The sequence below is a fragment of the Kitasatospora sp. NPDC101108 genome (genome assembly GCF_055584725.1).
The window spans coordinates 1-17,841 of record NZ_JBVJLM010000048.1 but is presented as its reverse complement, the minus strand read 5'-3'; the positions used below and the strand labels follow the sequence as shown (position 1 = coordinate 17,841).

The following is a 17,841-nucleotide window of genomic DNA, read 5'->3' as shown; positions in this document are numbered from 1 at the left end:
GCCCGGTTACATTCCGAACCCGGAAGCTAAGCCTCACAGCGCCGATGGTACTGCAGGGGGGACCCTGTGGGAGAGTAGGACGCCGCCGAACAATTATTCAAGGCCGCGGCCCCAGCGACTCGCTGGGGCCGCGGCCTTTTTGTGTTTTGCGAACTTGCACGAGGCCGGCAGGCCGGGACTTCCGCCCAGGCGCGAAGGCTTCCGGGATGCCGGACAATGGAGATGGTGCGCGGCCAGGAGGCCGGCGCCGATACCGCGTGACGGCACTGATGTTGCCCGGTCCGCGGTGGAGCTGAAGCAGCAGAAGGAGTCACCAGGATGTCGAACCAGCCCGAGGGCCGTCCCGAGCGTCGATCGGACGACGGCCGAGGCTACGAGCCCCGGTCCCGTGGGGGCTGGTCCAACGACCGTGGCGGCTACCGTCGTGACGACCGTGATGACCGTCCGCGTCGTGACGACCGCCCGTCCTACCGTGACCGTGACGACCGTGGCGGCGACCGCGGTGGTTACCGTGGTGGCGACCGTCCGCAGGGTGGTTTCAACCGCGACCGTGACGACCGTGGCGGCGACCGTGGTGGTTACCGTGGTGGCGACCGTCCGCAGGGTGGTTTCAACCGCGACCGCGACGACCGCGGTGGCGACCGTGGCGGTTTCCGTCGTGACGACCGTGGCGGCGAGCGCGGTGGCTTCCGTGGCGGCGACCGTCCGCAGGGTGGCGGCTTCCGTCGCGATGACCGCCCGCAGGGTGGCTTCAACCGCGACCGCGACGACCGTGGCGGCTTCCGTCGCGACGACCGTCCGCAGGGTGGCGCCTTCCGCCGTGACGACCGCCCCCAGGGGTTCCGTCGTGACGAGCGTGATGACCGTCCGCGTCGTGACGACCGCCCGTCCTACCGCGACCGTGACGACCGTGGCGGCGACCGCGGTGGTTACCGTGGCGGCGACCGCCCGCAGGGTGGCTTCAACCGCGACCGCGACGACCGCGGCGGCGACCGTGGCGGCTTCCGTGGCGGCGACCGTCCGCAGGGTGGTGGCTTCCGCCGTGACGACCGTCCGCAGGGTGGCTTCAACCGCGACCGCGACGACCGCGGCGGCGACCGTGGCGGCTTCCGTCGTGACGACCGTGGCGGCGAGCGCGGTGGCTTCCGTGGCGGCGACCGTCCGCAGGGTGGCGGCTTCCGTCGCGATGACCGTCCGCAGGGTGGCTTCAACCGTGACCGTGACGACCGCGGTGGCGACCGTGGCGGTTTCCGTCGTGACGACCGTCCGCAGGGTGGCGGCTTCCGCCGTGACGACCGCCCGCAGGGGTTCCGTCGTGACGAGCGTGACGACCGTCCGCGTCGTGACGACCGCCCGTCCTACCGCGACCGTGACGACCGTGGCGGCGACCGCGGTGGTTACCGTGGCGGCGACCGCCCGCAGGGTGGCGGCTTCCGCCGTGACGACCGTCCGCAGGGTGGCTTCAACCGCGACCGCGACGACCGCGGCGGCGACCGTGGCGGCTTCCGCCGCGACGACCGCGGTGGCGAGCGCGGTGGCTTCCGCCGTGACGACCGTGGCGGCGACCGCGGTGGCTTCCGCCGTGACGACCGCCAGGGCGGCTTCCGTGGCGGGGACCGTCGGGACGACCGCGGCGGCGACCGTGACCGTCGGGACTACGACGACCGCCGTGGCAACTACGAGCCCGTCAGGCGCCTGCCGATCCCGGAGGACGTCACCGGCTTCGAGCTGGACGCGGACGTGCGCCAGGAGCTCAAGAGCCTGCCCAAGACCCTCGCGGACGACGTCGCCCGCAACCTGGTGATGGTGGCCCGCCTGCTCGACAGCGAGCCGGAGGAGGCCTACCAGTACTCGCGCGTCGCGCTGCGACTGGCCTCCCGTGTGGCCGCCGTCCGCGAAGCGGCCGGGTTCGCCTCGTACATGACGCAGCGGTACTCCGAGGCGCTGACCGAGTTCCGCGCCGCCCGCCGGATGACCGGCCGCGCCGACCTGTGGCCCGTGATGGCCGACTGCGAGCGTGGTCTGGGCCGTCCGGAGCGGGCGCTGGCGATGGCCGGTGAGCCCGAGGTGAAGCAGCTGGACAAGGCCGGCCAGGTCGAGATGCGCCTGGTGGCGGCCGGTGCCCGCAGCGACATGGAGCAGTTCGACGCCGCGGTCGTCACCCTGCAGAGCCCGGAGCTGGCCTCCAGCGCCGTGCACCCGTGGACCGCCCGCCTGCGGTACGCGTACGCCGAGGCGCTGATCGCGGCCGGCCGTGGCGACGAGGCCCGTGACTGGTTCGCCAAGGCCGCCGAGGCCGACACCGACGGTTCGACCAACGCCTCGGAGCGCCTGGCCGAGATCGACGGCGTGGAGTTCACCGACGCGCTCGACCCGGAGCTGGCGGAGGACGACGCCGAGCAGGTCGACGCTCCGGCGAAGAAGCGCGGCGGCGACAACTCCGAGGACCGCGTGATCTTCGAGGACGAAGAGGACGTCGAGGAGTACTACGACGAGGACGACCTCGAAATCGACGAGGACTTCGACGGCGTGGTGCCCGAGCGTGCCGAGGCCGACGAGGCCCCCGAGGCCGAGAAGGCCGAGAAGGCCGCCAAGGACGAGGCCAAGGGCGACGACGCCCAGGCCTGAGCGCCCTGAAACACCGTGAGGCCCTGCCGTTCCCCCGGGAACGGCAGGGCCTCACGGCGTCCGGGGCCCCTACCCCAGCGGAAGGCTGCGCAGCACCAGTCCGGTGGCCGGCTTCGGCCCGAAGGAGGTGGACTTGCGCGGCATGGTGACGCCCTGTTCGGCCAGTCGCCGCACCACGCTCTCCCGGACCGGGTGGAGCAGGACGGCCGTCCCGCCCGCGCGGGCGGCCTCGCGCTCGGCGGCCACGGCGGTGTGCAGGTAGCCGATGTCGTCGGGGCCGTCGGGGACGTGCCAGGTGTGGTCGAGCAGGGTGGCGTGCAGCACGGTGGCGTCCAGGCGGCGCCACTCCTCGGGCCGGTCGTGCGGCACGGTCGCGTCGAGCAGGGCCTCCTCGGGCTCGCTGAGCAGCCAGAAGACTCCGTCGCCGCCGGTGAGGACGAAGCCGTTGCCACCGTGCCGCTTCTGCTCGGCGAGCGCCTGGAGGGCGGCGGGCAGCGGCCCGGGGACCTCCTTGACCTTCCACTGGTCGCCGAGCTTCTCCAGCGCCTCGGCCACCGGCAGCCGGTACAGCACGCGGTGGATGGCCCGGACCCGCAGCGGGTAGCGGGCGGTGTCCACCAGCAGCACCATGCCGCGGTCCCACGGGCTGCGCGGCAGGTGGCGGTGCTCGCGCTGGAGCCGCAGGTACATCGCCCAGCGGTGGTGGCCGTCGGCGATCAGCGCCCGGCAGGTGGCCAGGTCCCGGCTGATCTCGCCGAGCATGGCGGGGTCGGTGACGGCCCACAGGCGGTGGTGGGTGCCGTCGCTGGTCGTGGTGGACAGCAGCGGCGCGCCCTCGACCGTCCGCTCGATGACGCCGGAGGCGCCGCCGTCGCCCCGGTAGGTGAGCAGCAGCGGTTCGAGGTTGGCCCGGGTGGTGCGCATCAGCCCGACCCGGTCGGCGACCGGCCGGGGCATGACGTCCTCGTGCGGGAGGACGACGCCGACCTCGGGGCCGCTCACCGCGAGGGCGCCGATCAGACCGCGCTGGAGCAGCTCGGGCGCGTCGTCGGTGGCCGGGACCCGCTGCTCGTAGACGTAGATCGCCGGGTCCGGGTCGGCGGCGAGGACTCCCTCGCGCTGCCAGTCGGCCAGCAGCCGGGCGGCGTGCCGGTACTTGGTGTCGCGGTCGGGCCGGTCGCCGGCGTCCTCGGGCTCGGGCCGGGGCAGGATCAGCCGGACCACGTTGTGCGGGTCGGCCGTCTCCAGGTCCAGCCGGCGCCCCGGGTCGACGACGTCGTAGGGCGGGGACATCACCGCGGCCAGCGCGCCGACCCGGTCGGGGACGTAGCGCAGGCCACGGAAGGGGGACAGGGACAGGCCTGCGGTGGCGACGTGCCCGGGGTCACCGGGGCCGCCCACGGGAGTCTCGACTCCGTCTTCTGCACTGGGTGTGCTCATTCTGGGCATCGTAACCGGGTACGCGTTGTTGAGAGATCCGAATGCCCGTGCCGAACGGTCGGGCGGGTGTACGACCGAGGGCGAGGTACGGCATGGAGGACGGGCAGGAACGGTCGGACGGCGGCGTGCCGGGCGAGCAGCCGCCGACGGGGGGCGTCCCGGCCCAGGGGCGGCCCGGGGAGCCCGCGGGGGACGTCTACGACTGGTTCCGCCGGGGCGCGAAGCTGCTGGCCCAGGGCCACCCGGCGGCGGCCGAGCAGCTGCTGGCCCGGGCGGCGGAGGCCGAACCGCACTCGCGCAGCATCCGGGAGGCGCTGGCCCGGGCGCAGTTCGACGCCGGTTCGTACGCGGCGGCGCTGGAGAACTTCCGGGCCGTGGCGCTGGCCGATCCGTCGGACGACTACGCTCAGTTCGGGTGGGGCGTCGCGGCGGCCCGGCTGGGCGACTTCGAGACCTCGGCCGAGCACCTGGCGCTGGCCGTGGCCATGCGCCCCGAGGCCGACCACTACCGGTCGGCGCTGCGGCAGACCAGGGCGACGCTGGCGGCCCGCGCCGGGGCGTTCGGCCCGCTGCTGCCCGGCGCACCCGGGTACCGGGAGGACCAGGGCCGGGAGCCGAGCCTGCCGCGGCAGGCCGGGGGAGAGCCCGAGGGCGTCGACGACGACGTCTGACCGGGCGGGAGTGACGAGCAGACGGACCGCAGCGCACCACGACGCTGCGGTGGACGAGATTGGGCAGGCATGACCGAGACGGCCACCACCGCACGACGGACCGCCCCCGGCGGCAGCGACCGCCCGCTGACCGAGGCGTACGACACGGCGCTGCTGGACCTGGACGGCGTGGTCTACGCCGGCCCGCACGCGATCGAGCACGCCGTGGACTCGCTGGCGGCCGCCCGTACGGCCGGGATGCGGCTCGCGTACGTGACCAACAACGCCTCCCGCCCGCCGCGGGTGGTCGCCGAGCACCTGACCGAGCTGGGCGTGCCCGCCGAGCCGGCCGACGTCATCAATTCGGCCCAGGCGGCCGCCCGGGTGGTCGCCGAGAAGGTGCCCGCCGGGGCGAAGGTGCTGGTGGTGGGCGGTCCGGGGCTGGAGGAGGCGCTGGCCGAACGCGGGCTGGTGGCGGTCCGCTCGTTGGCGGAGGAGCCGCTCGCGGTGGTCCAGGGCTTCGACCCGTCGGTGGGCTGGCCGCAGCTGGCCGAGGCGGCGTACGCGGTGCGCGGCGGGCTGCCGTGGGTCGCCTCGAACACCGACATGACGGTGCCGACCGCGCGCGGCATCGCGCCCGGCAACGGGACGCTGGTGGCGGCGGTGCGGGCGGCGGTCGGGGTGGAGCCGGAGGTGGCGGGCAAGCCGCTGCCGCCGATGCACCGGGAGACCGTGCTGCGGACCGGCGCCCGGCGTCCGCTGGTGGTCGGGGACCGGCTGGACACGGACATCGAGGGCGCGTTCAACGGCGGGGTGGACAGCCTGCTGGTGTTCACCGGCGTCACCACCCCGGCGCAGCTGCTCTCGGCCCCGGTCGAGCACCGGCCGACGTACCTGGCGGCGGACCTGCGCGGCCTGCTGGTCCCGCAGCCGGCGGTGACGGCGGCGGACGGCGGCTTCTCCTGCGGCGGCTGGACGGCTACGGCGGAGGACGGTGCGCTGCGGCTGGCCGGCTCCGGGGACCGCTGGGACGGCCTGCGGGCGCTGTGCGCGGCCGCCTGGACGGCGCTGGACGCGGCGGACGGCGGGCCGGTGGACGGGCGGAAGGCGCTGGCCGAGCTCGGCTTCTGACCGTTCGGCGGCCGGGCCGGGCCGCGGGCGGTCTCGGAGCGGGGGCCTCCATGCCGGCGCCTCAATGTCGGCGCCTCAATCCGGGGCGCCTCAGTACGGGGGCCTCAGAGCAGGGTGCGCAGCCGCAGCAGGTCGCGCAGGCCGGCCTCCAGCTTGACCCGGCCGCTCGCCCAGGCGGCGGCGAAGTTGAGGTCGCCGCCGACCAGCGCGACCAGGTCGTCGCTGGCCATGGTGAGCCGGATGGCGGCCTTCTCGGTGGGCCGCCCGGGTGTGGTGACGACGTCCTGGATCCGGCCGTCGCGCAGCCGGCCGGTGAAGGTCAGGTCGAGGTCGGTGATCCGGCAGCTGAGCGAGCGGTCGAGGGCGGCGGCCTTGCGGACGTCGCCGGTGGAGTTCGCGATGTTCCGGCTGAGCTGTTCCAGTGCTTCCCGGCACTCCTCGGCGTTCGCCATGGCGGTCGCTCCATCCCCAGGTCGCTGCGGTGCGGACTGCCGGGCCACGGTACCTCAGGAGGGTTTTGGCGGTAGCGTCGTCAGTGGGGTGCCCGGAAACGCCCGGGCGCCGAGGGCGACGGAGCGAGGCGCGCGCAGGCGCGGAGGAGGCACCCGGATGCTGCCGAGGACGGTGCGGGGAGCGGTGGCGGCCGCCGCCGTGGTGGTGGAGGAGGTCGGTAAGCGGGTCGCCGACACGGCGGCCGCGGTCCTGGAGAAGACCGGCGTCGACGTCTCCGAGGTCGAGCGGAAGCTGGGCGGGCAGTTCCCGCCGTCGGCGAAGTCGCTGCAGACCCTGGCGGAGGAGGCGGTCACCGCGGGGCGGGCCGGGGTGGACCTGGCCGTCGGGGTGGCGCGCAGCGAGGTGGAGAAGGCCTTCGAGAAGGTCGGCGACCAGGTGACCAAGGTCGGCGTGGTGCTGGCGTATCTGGAGAGCAAGCTGCGCGAGGTCGAGGAGGAGCCGGCCGCGACGAAGCCGGCGCCGGACCCGTACGCGGCACCGCGCCCGGAGGACGGGCCGACGCCCGCGCCCCGCGCGGACGACCTGTTCGGGCGCGGCTGGGAGTTCGAGGACGAGCCGGTGGCGACGGACCCGGTAGTGGCCGAACGGGTGGAGGTGGACGAGCCGGTCGAGGTCGATCCGCCGTTGTCCCCGAAGACGGAGGCGGCCCTGCGGGAGGCCGTGGCCGAGGCGGCCGAGGACCCCGCCGCCGGGAAGATGGGGGCGCCCGCCACCGGGACGGAGGAGGCGCCCGCGGCGAAGAAGGGACCTGCGAAGAAGGCGCCCGCGAAGAAGGCGGCCGCCGCGAAGAAGGCGACTGTCAGGAAGAGCGCCGCCGCGCGGCGGAAGCAGCCGGAGCGGAACGGTGCCGAACCCGAGTCGGCCGCCAAGCGCACGGCGACGAGGAAGACCACGGTCCGCAAGGCCACCAGCGCGAAGAAGCCCGATGACCGGGACGAGTGAGGGCGGCGGCCCGGCGGACACGGCCGGGCCGCTCGGCGTCGAACTGCTGCCCACCGGGCACCCCGGGGTGGACGCCGGGCTGGCCCGGCTGGAGGCTCTGGACGGGGTCCCGGCCGAGGCGCACGTCGCGGTGTACGAAGATGTTCACCAGCGGCTCGCCGACGCGCTGGCCGCGCTCGACCGGGATTGATCCGCAGGACTCGTAGGAGCTGAAGCACCAGTGGCAGTGGCACGACGCCGACTCGACGCGGAACTGGTCCGCCGCAAGCTGGCCCGATCGCGTGAGCACGCGTCCGAGCTGATCGCGGCCGGCCGGGTGACCGTCGGCGGCACCACCGCGACCAAGCCGGCCACCCAGGTGGAGACCTCGGCGGCGGTCGTGGTGGCCAAGGACGAGAACGACCCCGACTACGTCTCGCGCGGCGGGCACAAGCTCGCCGGGGCGTTCGCGGCCTTCGTGCCGCAGGGCCTGGTGGTCGAGGGCCGCCGGGCGCTGGACGCCGGCGCCTCCACCGGCGGGTTCACCGATGTGCTGCTGCGGGCCGGGGCCGCCCACGTGCTGGCGGTGGACGTCGGCTACGGGCAGCTCGCCTGGTCGCTGCAGAGCGACGAGCGGGTGACGGTGATGGACCGCACCAACGTCCGCGAACTGACGCTGGAGATGATCGGCGGCACCCCCGTCGACCTGGTGGTCGGGGACCTGTCCTTCATCTCGCTGGGGCTGGTGCTGCCGGCGCTGGCCGGCTGCGCGGCCGAGGACGCGGACCTGGTGCTGATGGTCAAGCCGCAGTTCGAGATCGGCAAGGAGCGGCTCGGCAGCGGCGGGGTGGTGCGCAGCCCGCAGCTGCGTGCCGAGATGGTGCGCCAGGTGGCCGGGCAGGCGTGGGAGCTGGGGCTGGGCGTGCGCGCGGTCACCGCGAGCCCCCTGCCGGGGCCGTCGGGGAACGTCGAGTACTTCCTCTGGATGCGCCGGGACGCCCCGCGGCTGGACCCCGCTGAGGCGGACCGGGCCGTGGCGGAAGGGCCCCGGTAGGGTGCTCTGCGAGCGTCCGGCCCGTCATGCTGTATGGCGCGGCCGCACCGGGCCGAGGTCGACCCGGCTGGCGTAGGGAGAGGGCAGCGGCATGAGCGATGAAGAACGTACGGTCTTCCTGATCGCGCACACCGGCCGGGAGGCGGCGCTGCGCAGCGTCGAGGGTCTGGTGCACGGGCTGCTGAAGGCTGGGCTCCGGATCAGGCTGCTGGAGGCCGAGGCAGTGGACCTCGACCTGCCGGAGGGGGTCGAGAAGGTCGCCGAGGGACCGGGTGCGGCGGACGGCTGCGAGCTGATCCTGGTCGCCGGCGGCGACGGGACGCTGCTGCGGGGCGCGGAGTTGGCGCGCTCGCACGGGCTGCCGATGCTGGGCATCAACCTCGGCCGGGTCGGCTTCCTGGCCGAGGCCGAGCGGGACGACCTGGCCGTGGTGGTCGAGCGGGTGGTCGACGCCGACTACGAGGTCGAGGAGCGGATGACGCTCGACGTCATCGTCCGGACCAACGGCGATGTGGTGCACCAGGACTGGGCGTTGAACGAGGCGTCGATCGAGAAGGCGTCCCGGGAACGGATGTTGGAGGTGGTGACCGAGGTGGACGGCCGCCCGGTCTCCAACTTCGGCTGCGACGGGGTGGTCTGCGCGACGCCGACCGGCTCGACCGCGTACGCGTTCTCGGGCGGCGGGCCGGTGGTGTGGCCGGAGGTGGAGGCGCTGCTGATGGTGCCGATCTCCGCGCACGCGCTGTTCGCCCGGCCGCTGGTGACCTCGCCGAACTCGGTGCTGGCCGTCGAGGTGCAGCCGAAGACCCCGCACGGGGTGCTCTGGTGCGACGGGCGGCGTTCGGTCGAACTGCCCGCCGGGGCCCGGGTGGAGGTGCGCCGGGGACGGACACCGGTGCGGCTGGCCCGGCTGCACCGGGCGCCGTTCACCGACCGGCTGGTGGCCAAGTTCGCGCTCCCGGTGACGGGTTGGCGCGGGCGGTCGAACCAGCCCTGCTGACGGCCGGTCAGGCGCTCGGACCGCCAGGCCGTCAGACCGCCAGGGCCTGGCCCTCGTCGGCCGGGCCGTAGCGGCCGCCCGCCGTCGCGCGCGCGGCCACCGCGGCCAGCCGTTCGACGGCGGCGGGGACGGCCGCGGCGGGCACGGTGAGCGGGAGCCGGATGTGGTGCTCGAAGGCGCCGTCCGAGCCGAACCGGTTGCCGGCCGCGATCCGGACCCCGGCGGGCTCCCCGGCCTGGGCCAGCGCCGCGCCGGACAGGCCGCCGGTGGAGACCCAGAGCGAGAGGCCGCCGGGTGGCAGCGGGCAGCCCCAGTCCGGCAGCTGCTCGGACAGCGCGGCGGCGAAGGCGTGGGCGGTGGCCCGCAGCCGGTCCAACTGGTGGGCGCGGACGTCCCGGAGCGGCTCGCCCAGCAGCTCGGCGGCGATCAGCTGGTCGAGCACCGGGGTGCCGACGTCGCTGTAGACCCGTTCGGTGGCCAGCCGCCGGACGAGCGCGGGCGCGGCCCGGACCCAGCCGATCCGGAGCCCGCCCCACAGCAGCTTGCCGGCCGAGCCGACGGTGACCACCTGGGCGGAGCGGTCCAGCGCCGCCATCGGGCGCGGCAGCGGCGTGGACTCCGGGACGCCCCAGCCGAGTTCGGCGGTGGTCTCGTCCACCAGCACGATGCTCCCGGCGGCCCGGGCGGCGGCCAGCAGCCGGCGGCGCTGCTCCTCGTCGATCAGTGTGCCGGTCGGGTTGTGGAAGTCCGGGATGACGTACGCGACCTTGGGAGCGGCCCCGCGCAGCACCCGCTGCCACTCCTCCAGGTCCCAACGGGACTGTGATCCGCCCGCCCACCTCCGGGCGCGCGGGGCCGGCGCCGACGTCCGTCGCTCCGGCGCGTCCTTCGGCCCGGGGCCGGAGGCGTACGGGACCGGCACCAGGCGGGCTCCGGTGAGGCGCAGGGCCTGGAGGGTGTGGGCGTAGCTGGGGGCCTCGACGGCGACCCGGTCGCCGCGGCCGACCAGCACCCGCTGGACCAGGTGCAGGCCGCCCATCGCGCCGGTGGTGACCAGGATCTGGTCGGGGGTGGTGGGCAGTCCGCGCTCGGTGTAGCGGCGGGCGACGGCCTCGCGCAGCACCGGGACGCCGGTGGGGTAGTGGCCGTGCCCGGCGGCGTAGTGCGGCAGCAGTTCGACGGCCCGGGCGGCGGCCCGGCCGAACCAGGGCTGCGGGGCGGGCAGGGCGGCGACGCCGAGGTCCAGGATCCGGCCCTGTTCGTCCGGGGGGACGGGGTGCAGGGCGTCGCTGGGCGGCGGGGCGCCCTCGGGCAGGGAGGTCCAGCTTCCGGCGCCGCGGCGGCTGTGCAGGTAGCCGTCGCCGCGCAGGGTCTCGTAGGCGGTGGCGACGGTGGTGCGGCTGAGGTCCAGCGCGGAGGCGAGCTCACGTTCGGCGGGCAGCCGGGCGCCGACCGGCAGCCGGCCCTCGGTGACCAGCAGCCGGATCTGCCCGGCGAGGGTGCGGTAGGCGGGGCGGCGCGCGGTGGCCGGTTCGGGGAGCCGGGCGGTGGCGAGCAGCCTCGCCAGTGCGGGCGGGGTGACGGTGGTGTGCCAGTCGGCCATCGCGCATCAGTCCACTTGCTCGGGATTGGCCCTGTCGGGGGCGGTATTGGCCCGTTCATCATGGCAGCGCGGCCGTCGAGCCGCCACCACCGGGGCCGCTCCCCGGGGTGCGGCACCATCCGCAGGAGCACCATTGGCCACCACGACCACCCCCGCGTCGACGACCGCCCCGGCGTCCACGACCACCCCGACGTCCACGACCACCGCCGAACCGGCCGCCCGCGTGGGTCTCGCCGTCCGGGTCCTCGGCGACACCCACGCGCTGGGCCGGCGCCTCCCGCAGCTGGCCGTCGGCCTCACCCTGTACGGGGTGAGCATGGCGCTGATGCTCCGCTCCAGTCTCGGCCTCGACCCCTGGGACGTCTTCCACCAGGGCCTGCAGCGGGTGCTCGGCCTCACCGTGGGCGCCTGGGTCACGATCTGCGGCGTCCTCGTCCTGCTGCTGTGGATCCCGCTGCGCCAGCTCCCGGGGGTGGGCACCGTCGCCAACGTGCTGATGATCGGCGCGGCGATGGACCTCACCTTGGGGCTGGTCGGCGGCCCGCACGGCCTGCTCGCCCGGGTGGCGCTGATGGCCGCCGCGGTGGTGCTCAACGGCGTCGCCTCGGGCCTCTACATCGGCGCGCGCCTGGGCCCCGGCCCGCGCGACGGCCTGATGACCGGCCTGCACCGGCGCACCGGGCGATCGCTGCGGCTGATCCGCACCGGCATCGAGCTGACCGTACTGGCCGCCGGACTGCTGCTCGGCGGCACCGCCGGGGTCGGCACGGTCGTGTACGCGCTGCTGATCGGCCCGCTGGTGCAGCTCTTCCTGCCGTGGTGCACGGTGCCCACCGCCGCCCAAACCTCCCGTAACGGGTGAACTCGGCGGCATCGAGTTGCCGCGCGCCGTTGCCGCTCGTCGCGCTCCGGGGGCGGAACCTCGTAAGGTCGTCTCCGTGTTGGACGAGATGCGGATACGGGATCTTGGGGTCATCGACGACGCGGTGGTCGAGCTGGCCCCCGGCTTCACCGCCGTGACCGGTGAGACCGGCGCCGGCAAGACCATGGTCGTGACCAGCCTCGGCCTGCTGCTCGGCGGACGCGCCGACCCCGGCCTGGTGCGGCACGGCGCCGGGCGCGCCGTGGTGGAGGGCCGGCTGGAACTGCCGGCCGACTCCCCGGTGGCGGCGCGCGCCGTCGAGGCCGGGGCCGAACTGGACGACGGCGCCCTGCTGGTCAGCCGCACCGTCTCCGCCGAGGGGCGCTCCCGGGCGTACGTCGGCGGGCGGGCCGTGCCGGTCGGGCTGCTCACCGAGCTCGGTGAGGACCTGATCGCCGTCCACGGCCAGACCGACCAGCAGCGGCTGCTGCGCCCGGCCCGCCAGCGCGGCGCGCTGGACCGCTACGCGGGCGAGTCGGTGGCCGAGCCGCTGGCCCGCTACCGGGAGACCTACCGCGCCCTGCGCGAGGTCTCGGCCACCCTGGAGGAGCTGACCACCCGGGCCCGCGAGCGCGCCCAGGAGGCCGACCTGCTCCGCTTCGGCCTGGACGAGATCGCCGCCGCCGAGCCGGTGGCCGGAGAGGACGTCGAGCTGGCCGCCGAGGCCGAGCGGCTCGGTCACGCCGACGCGCTGTCCTCCGCGGCGACCCTCGCCCACGCCGCCCTGGCCGGCGACCCGGCCGACCCGGAGGCGCTGGACGCGGGCACCCTGCTCGCCCAGTCCCGGCGCGCCCTGGACGCGGTGCGCCACCACGACGAGCGCCTCGCCGCCCTGGCCGACCGGCTGAACGAGGTCGGGTACCTGCTGGCCGACGTCGCCGGGGACCTGGCCGGCTACGCCGCCGACCTGGACGCCGACCCGGTGCGGCTGGCCGCGGTCGAGGACCGCCGGGCCGTGCTGGCCCAGCTGCTGCGCAAGTACGGCGGCGAGGAGAACACCCTCGCCGAGGTGATCGCCTGGGCCGAGGACAGTTCCACCCGGCTCGCGGAACTCGACGGCGATGACGAGCGGATCGACCAGCTCGGCGCCCAGGAGACCCAGCTGCGGGCCGAGTTGGCCGAGCTGGCGGCCGAGGTGTCGGCCGCCCGGCAGGCCGCCGCCGGGCGCTTCGCGGAGGCCGTCTCCGCCGAACTCGCCGAACTGGCCATGCCGCACGCCCGGGTCACCTTCTCGATCACCCGGCTCGACGACCTGGCCGGGATCGAGGTGGACGGCCGCAGCGTCGCGTACGGACCGCACGGCGTGGACGAGGTCGAGGTGCTGCTCGCCCCGCACCCCGGCGCCCAGCCGCGCCCGATCGCCAAGGGCGCCTCGGGCGGTGAGCTGTCCCGGGTGATGCTCGCCGTCGAGGTGGTCTTCGCGGGCGCCGACCCCGTCCCCACCTACCTGTTCGACGAGGTGGACGCGGGCGTCGGCGGCAAGGCCGCGGTCGAGATCGGCCGCCGGCTGGCCAAACTGGCCGAAACCGCCCAGGTCGTGGTCGTCACCCACCTCCCGCAGGTGGCCGCGTTCGCGGACCGGCACCTGGTGGTGGAGAAGACCAACGACGGCACCGTGACCCGCTCCGGCGTCAAGGTGCTGAACGACGAGGAGCGGGTGCGCGAACTCTCCCGGATGCTGGCCGGCCTGGAGGACTCGGAGCTGGGCCGCGCCCACGCCGAGGAGCTGCTGGCCGCCGCCCGGGCCCCCCGCCACCGGTAGTCCCGGGCGGCGGCCCCGACCGCAGGACGACGGCGCGCCCCCCGTGGTGCCGACTGTCCAAGAGGGCCGCCGACCTGGCATGGTGGCGGCTGGAAACTTGGCTTTCCAGTCCCGAGCGCCGCCCGGCGGGCAACCCTCGCGAAGCGGCGCGCGAACCTGATCGAGTCGGATGCGAGACGACGTGGACCATTCCGCTGCCCGGGCCACCGCGGCCGCCCCGGAACCGGGGCAGCTGCACGTGGTACTCGTCCTGGCCGCCAGCACCGGCGGCATCGGTGCGCACGTGCGCTCCCTGGCCCAAGGCCTGGTCGCGCACGGGGTGATCGTGACGGTCTGCGCACCGGCCGGTACGGACGCGCTGTTCGGCTTCTCCCGCACGGGCGCGCGGTTCCACACGGTCGACATCACCCCCACCGCGGGCGCCCGCAGCGACGCCACCGCGATCGGCGAACTGCGCCGGGCCTTCACCGGCGCCGACGTGGTGCACGCCCACGGGCTGCGCGCCGGACTGCTGTCCGACCTCGCGCTGCGCACCGCCGGCCGCTTCCCGGGCCTGCGCCCGGAGACCCCGCTGGTGGTCACCTCGCACCACGCACTGCTGGCCACCGGTATGGAGCGGCGCCTGCAGCGGCTGATGGAGCGCCGGGTGGCGCGCGCCGCCGACCTGGTCCTCGGCGCCTCCTCCGACCTCGTCGCCCGGGCCCGCGAACTGGGCGCCACCGACGCCCGGCTGGGCCCGGTCGCCGCCCCGCCGACGCCCGAGGGCCGGATCGGCCGGGCCGAGGCGCGGGCCGCGCTGCTCGGCGACGGCCCGGACCGCCCGCTGGTGCTGGCGGTCGGCCGGCTCGTCCCGCAGAAGGCCTTCGGACTGCTGCTGGACGCCACCGGCGAGCTGTCCGCGCTGGACCCGGAGCCGCTGCTGCTCGTCGCGGGGGACGGCCCGGAGGCCGGCCCGCTGCGCGAGCGGGTGGCCGCCGAGAAGCTGCCGGTTCGGCTGCTGGGCTACCGCACCGACGTGCCCGACCTGCTGGCCGCCGCCGACGTGGTGGTGGTCTCCAGCCGCTGGGAGGCCCGTTCGCTGGTGGTCCAGGAGGCGATGCGGGCCGGCGTGCCGGTGGTCGCCACCGCCGTCGGCGGCATCCCCGAACTGGTCGGCGACGCCGCCGTGCTGGTGCCCCCGGGCGATCCGGCGGCGCTCGGCCGGGCGGTGCGCGAGCTGCTGGCCGACCCGGCCCGCCGCGAGCAGCTGGTGGCGGCCGGCCGGCAGCAGGCCGAGACCTGGCCGGACGAGGCCGCCACCGTCGCCCAGGTGCTCAGCACCTACGACGAGTTGGTTCAGCGCGCCTGAGGCGGTTCTAGACCGTGGCCTGTTCGACCCGGTCGGCGGCCGGGCCGTCCGGCTGGGCCGACAGGTAGGCGGCGCCGCAGGCGGTCAGCCGCAGGGCGGTGTCGATCAGCGGGACGTGGCTGAAGGCCTGCGGGAAGTTGCCGACCTGGCGCTTGAGCCGCGGGTCCCACTCCTCGGCGAGCAGCCCGAGGTCGTTGCGCAGCGACAGCAGCCGGTCGAACAGCTCGCGGGCCTCCTGCACCCGGCCGATCATGGCGAGGTCGTCGGCCAGCCAGAACGAGCAGGCCAGGAAGGCGCCCTCGTGGCCGGACAGTCCGTCCACGTTGTTGCCCGACTCGTCGTGGGTCGGGTAGCGCAGCACGAAGCCGTCCTCGGTGGACAGTTCGCGCTGGATCGCCTCGATGGTGCCGATCACCCGCTTGTCGTCCGGCGGCAGGAAGCCGACCTGGGGGATGAGCAGCAGCGAGGCGTCCAGCTCCTGGCCGCCGTAGTACTGGGTGAAGGTGTTGCGCTCCGGGTCGTAGCCCTTCTCGCAGACGTCCCGGTGGATGGTGTCGCGCAGTTCGCGCCAGCGCTCCAGGTGGCCGTCGGCGGGGGCGTCCTCGGGGGTCTGCTCCAGCAGCTTGATGGTGCGGTCGACGGCGACCCAGGCCATCACCTTGGAGTGGACGAAGTGCCGGCGCGGTCCGCGGACCTCCCAGATGCCCTCGTCCGGGTTCTGCCAGTGGTCCTCCAGGTACTCGATCAGGCGCAGCTGGAGGTGGTGGGCGTGGTCGTTGCGGACCAGGCCGGTCATGTGGGCCAGGTGCAGGGCCTCGACCACCTCGCCGTAGACGTCGAGCTGGAGCTGCCCGGCGGCGCCGTTGCCGACCCGGACGGGCTGGGAGCCCTCGTAGCCGGGCAGCCAGTCGAGGGAGGTCTCGTTGAGCTCGCGCTCGCCGGCGATGCCGTACATGATCTGCAGGTTCTCCGGGTCCCCGGCGACGGCCCGCAGCAGCCACTCGCGCCAGGCCTTGGCCTCCTCGCGGTAGCCGGTGCGCAGCAGCGAGGAGAGGGTGATCGCGGCGTCGCGCAGCCAGGTGTAGCGGTAGTCCCAGTTGCGCTCGCCGCCGATGTCCTCCGGCAGGGAGGTGGTGGGGGCGGCGACGATGCCGCCGGTGGGGGCGTAGGTGAGGCCCTTGAGGGTGATCAGCGAGCGGATCACGGCCTCGCGGTAGGGGCCCTGGTAGGTGCACTGGTCGGCCCAGTCGTGCCAGAAGTCGGCGGTGGCGTCGAGCATCGCCTCGGCGTCCGGGACGGCCGGGGCCTCCAGGTGGGAGGCCTGCCAGGTGAGGGCGAAGGCGATCCGCTCACCGGCCCGGACGGTGAAATCGGCGTAGGTGGTGAGGTTGCGGCCGTAGGTGTCGGCCTCGCCGTCCAGCCAGACCGAGTCCGGGCCGGCCATGGCGACGGTGCGGTGGCCGCCCCCGGCCTGCTCCACCCGGTGCACCCAGGGGACGATCCGGCCGTACGAGAAGCGCATCCGCAGCGCCGAGCGCATCCGGACGGCGCCGGCCACGCCCTCGACGATCCGGATCATCTGGGGGACGGCGTCCCGGCCGGCCAGCGGGCGGGGCGGCATGAAGTCGATCACCCGGACGGTGCCGCCCTGGGCGTCCCACTCCTGCTCCAGGATCAGCGAGTCGCCCCGGTAGCGGCGCCGGTCGGCGGGCAGGGCGGGGGCGGCGGCGGTGGGCGGGGGCACGCGCAGGTCGGCGGGGGTGGCGATGCGGATCCGGCCGGTGGTGGTGAGGGCCGTGGCGGCCGGGGCGGGGAGCTCGGTCACGACGGCCTCGGCCGGGCCGATCCGCCAGAAGCCGTGTTCATCGGTGCCGAGCAGGCCGGCGAACACGGCCGGCGAGTCGAAGCGGGGAAGGCACAGCCAGTCCACCGCCCCGTCCCTGCTGACCAGGGCAGCGGTCTGCATGTCCCCGATGAGTGCGTAGTCCTCGATACGGCCGGCCACGTGGATCTCCAGTTCGCAATGTGGTCAGGGCATCGGCGAACGGGGGAGCGAGCGGTCTGCGGGGCCGGAGGTTCACCCCCCGGGACGTCCGGCCCGCCGGGGGTGGTGGCGGGCCTTGCTGGAGTGTCCGCGCGGGGCTCGGTCGAGCCCCTGGGGGTGGGTGGGGAGGAGCTGGATTACGAGGAGGTCCGGTCGCGCATCGGGGACCGGGAGTGTCCTGACGCTCCCACGCCCTCCGCGTGCTCGTGCTGTCGCGATGCGTCCGTGCAGCTTACGACGGACGAAAGGGGCGAAGCACGCGGGCGCAGCCTCGTGTGCCGCCGCAATTCGGCGGAAATGCCGTGCATCGCGGGGGCGCGACGCAGGATGGTCCGGAAGGATCAGCTCCGGGTGGCCGTAACGGAGGGGCCGCAATGGCCCGGACGGCGCGCTCCGGCTGGCCCGGTCCGGTGGGTGGTGCGACCGGTGTGACTCGTGCGGCGCATGATGCGCCGGTGTTGCGCCCGGCGTACGCTCCCGGAGTGCCGCGCGCGGGCCGAAGGGCGTCCCGGTCGGGTCACTGATACCCTGGTATCCCGTGGACCGGCGGGATCAAACGCCCCGGACCAGCCGAATCGACGACCCTTCGAGCGCCGAGCACTCGCCGGCCTCCCGTCGCCCGGCGAGCCGCGAGCCTCCCGCCCACGTCACCTTCGACACGCGACCCACGGGAGCCCCCTCTTGGCACAGCCCCATTCCGGCAAGGCAGCGAACGGCCGCGCCGTGACGACCAAGCACCTCTTCGTCACCGGGGGTGTCGCCTCTTCGCTCGGTAAGGGGCTGACGGCCTCCAGTCTCGGCGCGTTGTTGAAGGCCCGTGGCCTG

The 17,841-nt window shown here is 75.0% G+C and carries 15 protein-coding genes, 1 rRNA gene and 1 pseudogene; 13 read left to right on the top strand and 4 right to left on the bottom strand.

The features are described 5' to 3' along the window. The 3 genes and pseudogenes from rrf to ACZ6Z8_RS39095 all read left to right on the top strand — a co-directional run. Nucleotides 1–91: ribosomal RNA gene (rrf, locus tag ACZ6Z8_RS39105) — 5S ribosomal RNA — on the top strand; the annotation flags it as partial. Nucleotides 92–447: 356 nt separating this feature from the next. Then, nucleotides 448–1,155, top strand: a pseudogene (locus tag ACZ6Z8_RS39100) (tetratricopeptide repeat protein); the annotation flags it as partial. Between the two features lie 540 nt (nt 1,156–1,695). Then, nucleotides 1,696–2,628 carry a tetratricopeptide repeat protein gene (locus tag ACZ6Z8_RS39095; RefSeq protein ID WP_465614728.1) on the top strand — a complete coding sequence of 311 codons (933 nt, stop codon included), beginning with the start codon at nt 1,696–1,698 and terminating at the stop codon, nt 2,626–2,628. 69 nt (nt 2,629–2,697) lie between these two features. Here the strand turns inward: ACZ6Z8_RS39095 and ACZ6Z8_RS39090 are convergent, their stop codons facing one another. Beyond that, nucleotides 2,698–4,068: a DUF1015 family protein gene (locus ACZ6Z8_RS39090; protein ID WP_465614724.1), complete on the bottom strand. Its 1,371-nt coding sequence runs from the start codon at nt 4,066–4,068 to the stop codon at nt 2,698–2,700. A 92-nt stretch (nt 4,069–4,160) separates the two neighbouring features. On the opposite strand from ACZ6Z8_RS39090, the gene ACZ6Z8_RS39085 reads away from it, so the two are divergent. Both ACZ6Z8_RS39085 and ACZ6Z8_RS39080 read left to right on the top strand, forming a co-directional pair. Further along, nucleotides 4,161–4,739 carry a tetratricopeptide repeat protein gene (locus ACZ6Z8_RS39085; protein ID WP_465614723.1) on the top strand — a complete coding sequence of 193 codons (579 nt, stop codon included), beginning with the start codon at nt 4,161–4,163 and terminating at the stop codon, nt 4,737–4,739. Nucleotides 4,740–4,808: 69 nt separating this feature from the next. Next, the gene (locus tag ACZ6Z8_RS39080) at nt 4,809–5,849 is read left to right on the top strand and encodes an HAD-IIA family hydrolase (RefSeq protein WP_465614722.1); all 1,041 of its coding nucleotides are present in this window, start codon (nt 4,809–4,811) and stop codon (nt 5,847–5,849) included. A gap of 104 nt (nt 5,850–5,953) precedes the next feature. Here the strand turns inward: ACZ6Z8_RS39080 and ACZ6Z8_RS39075 are convergent, their stop codons facing one another. Next, on the bottom strand, nt 5,954–6,301 hold the full coding sequence (locus ACZ6Z8_RS39075; RefSeq protein ID WP_465614721.1) for an alkyl sulfatase C-terminal domain-containing protein: 348 nt from the start codon (nt 6,299–6,301) through the stop codon (nt 5,954–5,956). 157 nt (nt 6,302–6,458) lie between these two features. Between ACZ6Z8_RS39075 and ACZ6Z8_RS39070 the strand changes: the two genes are divergently transcribed. The 4 genes from ACZ6Z8_RS39070 to ACZ6Z8_RS39055 all read left to right on the top strand — a co-directional run bounded on the left by ACZ6Z8_RS39070 (nt 6,459) and on the right by ACZ6Z8_RS39055 (nt 9,337). Continuing rightward, nucleotides 6,459–7,304 (top strand): hypothetical protein, encoded by an 846-nt coding sequence (locus ACZ6Z8_RS39070; RefSeq protein WP_465614720.1) that lies wholly within the window; start codon nt 6,459–6,461, stop codon nt 7,302–7,304. Further along, nucleotides 7,288–7,494, top strand: a complete 207-nt coding sequence (locus tag ACZ6Z8_RS39065; protein ID WP_465614719.1) for a hypothetical protein — start codon at nt 7,288–7,290, stop codon at nt 7,492–7,494. Before ACZ6Z8_RS39070 ends, ACZ6Z8_RS39065 begins: the two co-directional genes overlap by 17 nt. Before the next feature lie 36 nt (nt 7,495–7,530). Continuing rightward, nucleotides 7,531–8,337 (top strand): TlyA family RNA methyltransferase, encoded by an 807-nt coding sequence (locus tag ACZ6Z8_RS39060; RefSeq protein WP_465614727.1) that lies wholly within the window; start codon nt 7,531–7,533, stop codon nt 8,335–8,337. 91 nt (nt 8,338–8,428) lie between these two features. Then, a complete protein-coding gene (locus ACZ6Z8_RS39055) occupies nt 8,429–9,337 on the top strand; it encodes an NAD kinase (protein ID WP_465614718.1) in 909 nt (302 codons plus the stop codon). Between the two features lie 31 nt (nt 9,338–9,368). On the opposite strand, the gene yczR is transcribed toward ACZ6Z8_RS39055, so the two are convergent. Then, nucleotides 9,369–10,940: a MocR-like transcription factor YczR gene (yczR, locus tag ACZ6Z8_RS39050; protein WP_465614717.1), complete on the bottom strand. Its 1,572-nt coding sequence runs from the start codon at nt 10,938–10,940 to the stop codon at nt 9,369–9,371. 223 nt (nt 10,941–11,163) lie between these two features. Between yczR and yczE the strand changes: the two genes are divergently transcribed. The 3 genes from yczE (at nt 11,164) to ACZ6Z8_RS39035 (ending at nt 14,972) form a co-directional block, all read left to right on the top strand. Further along, complete coding sequence (yczE, locus tag ACZ6Z8_RS39045) at nt 11,164–11,802, top strand: membrane protein YczE (RefSeq protein WP_465614726.1); 639 nt, start codon at nt 11,164–11,166, stop codon at nt 11,800–11,802. Nucleotides 11,803–11,890: 88 nt separating this feature from the next. Further along, nucleotides 11,891–13,624, top strand: a complete 1,734-nt coding sequence (gene recN, locus ACZ6Z8_RS39040) for a DNA repair protein RecN (protein ID WP_465614725.1) — start codon at nt 11,891–11,893, stop codon at nt 13,622–13,624. Between the two features lie 181 nt (nt 13,625–13,805). After that, nucleotides 13,806–14,972: a glycosyltransferase family 4 protein gene (locus tag ACZ6Z8_RS39035; RefSeq protein ID WP_465614716.1), complete on the top strand. Its 1,167-nt coding sequence runs from the start codon at nt 13,806–13,808 to the stop codon at nt 14,970–14,972. Between the two features lie 7 nt (nt 14,973–14,979). Here ACZ6Z8_RS39035 and ACZ6Z8_RS39030 read toward each other — a convergent pair whose 3' ends face one another. Then, on the bottom strand, nt 14,980–16,977 hold the full coding sequence (locus ACZ6Z8_RS39030) for a glycoside hydrolase family 15 protein (RefSeq protein WP_465614715.1): 1,998 nt from the start codon (nt 16,975–16,977) through the stop codon (nt 14,980–14,982). Nucleotides 16,978–17,697: 720 nt separating this feature from the next. On the opposite strand from ACZ6Z8_RS39030, the gene ACZ6Z8_RS39025 reads away from it, so the two are divergent. Further along, on the top strand, nt 17,698–17,841 hold a 144-nt coding region (locus tag ACZ6Z8_RS39025), incomplete at its 3' end, for a hypothetical protein (RefSeq protein ID WP_359795975.1).

What these genes read in the sequence shown, in the direction of transcription:
- ACZ6Z8_RS39090 (WP_465614724.1), bottom strand. Translation starts at nt 4,068, where the DNA reads ATGAGCACACCCAGTGCAGAAGACGGAGTCGAGACTCCCGTGGGCGGC.
- ACZ6Z8_RS39085 (WP_465614723.1), top strand. Translation starts at nt 4,161, where the DNA reads ATGGAGGACGGGCAGGAACGGTCGGACGGCGGCGTGCCGGGCGAGCAG.
- ACZ6Z8_RS39080 (WP_465614722.1), top strand. Translation starts at nt 4,809, where the DNA reads ATGACCGAGACGGCCACCACCGCACGACGGACCGCCCCCGGCGGCAGC.
- ACZ6Z8_RS39075 (WP_465614721.1), bottom strand. Translation starts at nt 6,301, where the DNA reads ATGGCGAACGCCGAGGAGTGCCGGGAAGCACTGGAACAGCTCAGCCGG.
- ACZ6Z8_RS39070 (WP_465614720.1), top strand. Translation starts at nt 6,459, where the DNA reads ATGCTGCCGAGGACGGTGCGGGGAGCGGTGGCGGCCGCCGCCGTGGTG.
- ACZ6Z8_RS39065 (WP_465614719.1), top strand. Translation starts at nt 7,288, where the DNA reads ATGACCGGGACGAGTGAGGGCGGCGGCCCGGCGGACACGGCCGGGCCG.
- ACZ6Z8_RS39055 (WP_465614718.1), top strand. Translation starts at nt 8,429, where the DNA reads ATGAGCGATGAAGAACGTACGGTCTTCCTGATCGCGCACACCGGCCGG.
- yczR (WP_465614717.1), bottom strand. Translation starts at nt 10,940, where the DNA reads ATGGCCGACTGGCACACCACCGTCACCCCGCCCGCACTGGCGAGGCTG.
- recN (WP_465614725.1), top strand. Translation starts at nt 11,891, where the DNA reads ATGCGGATACGGGATCTTGGGGTCATCGACGACGCGGTGGTCGAGCTG.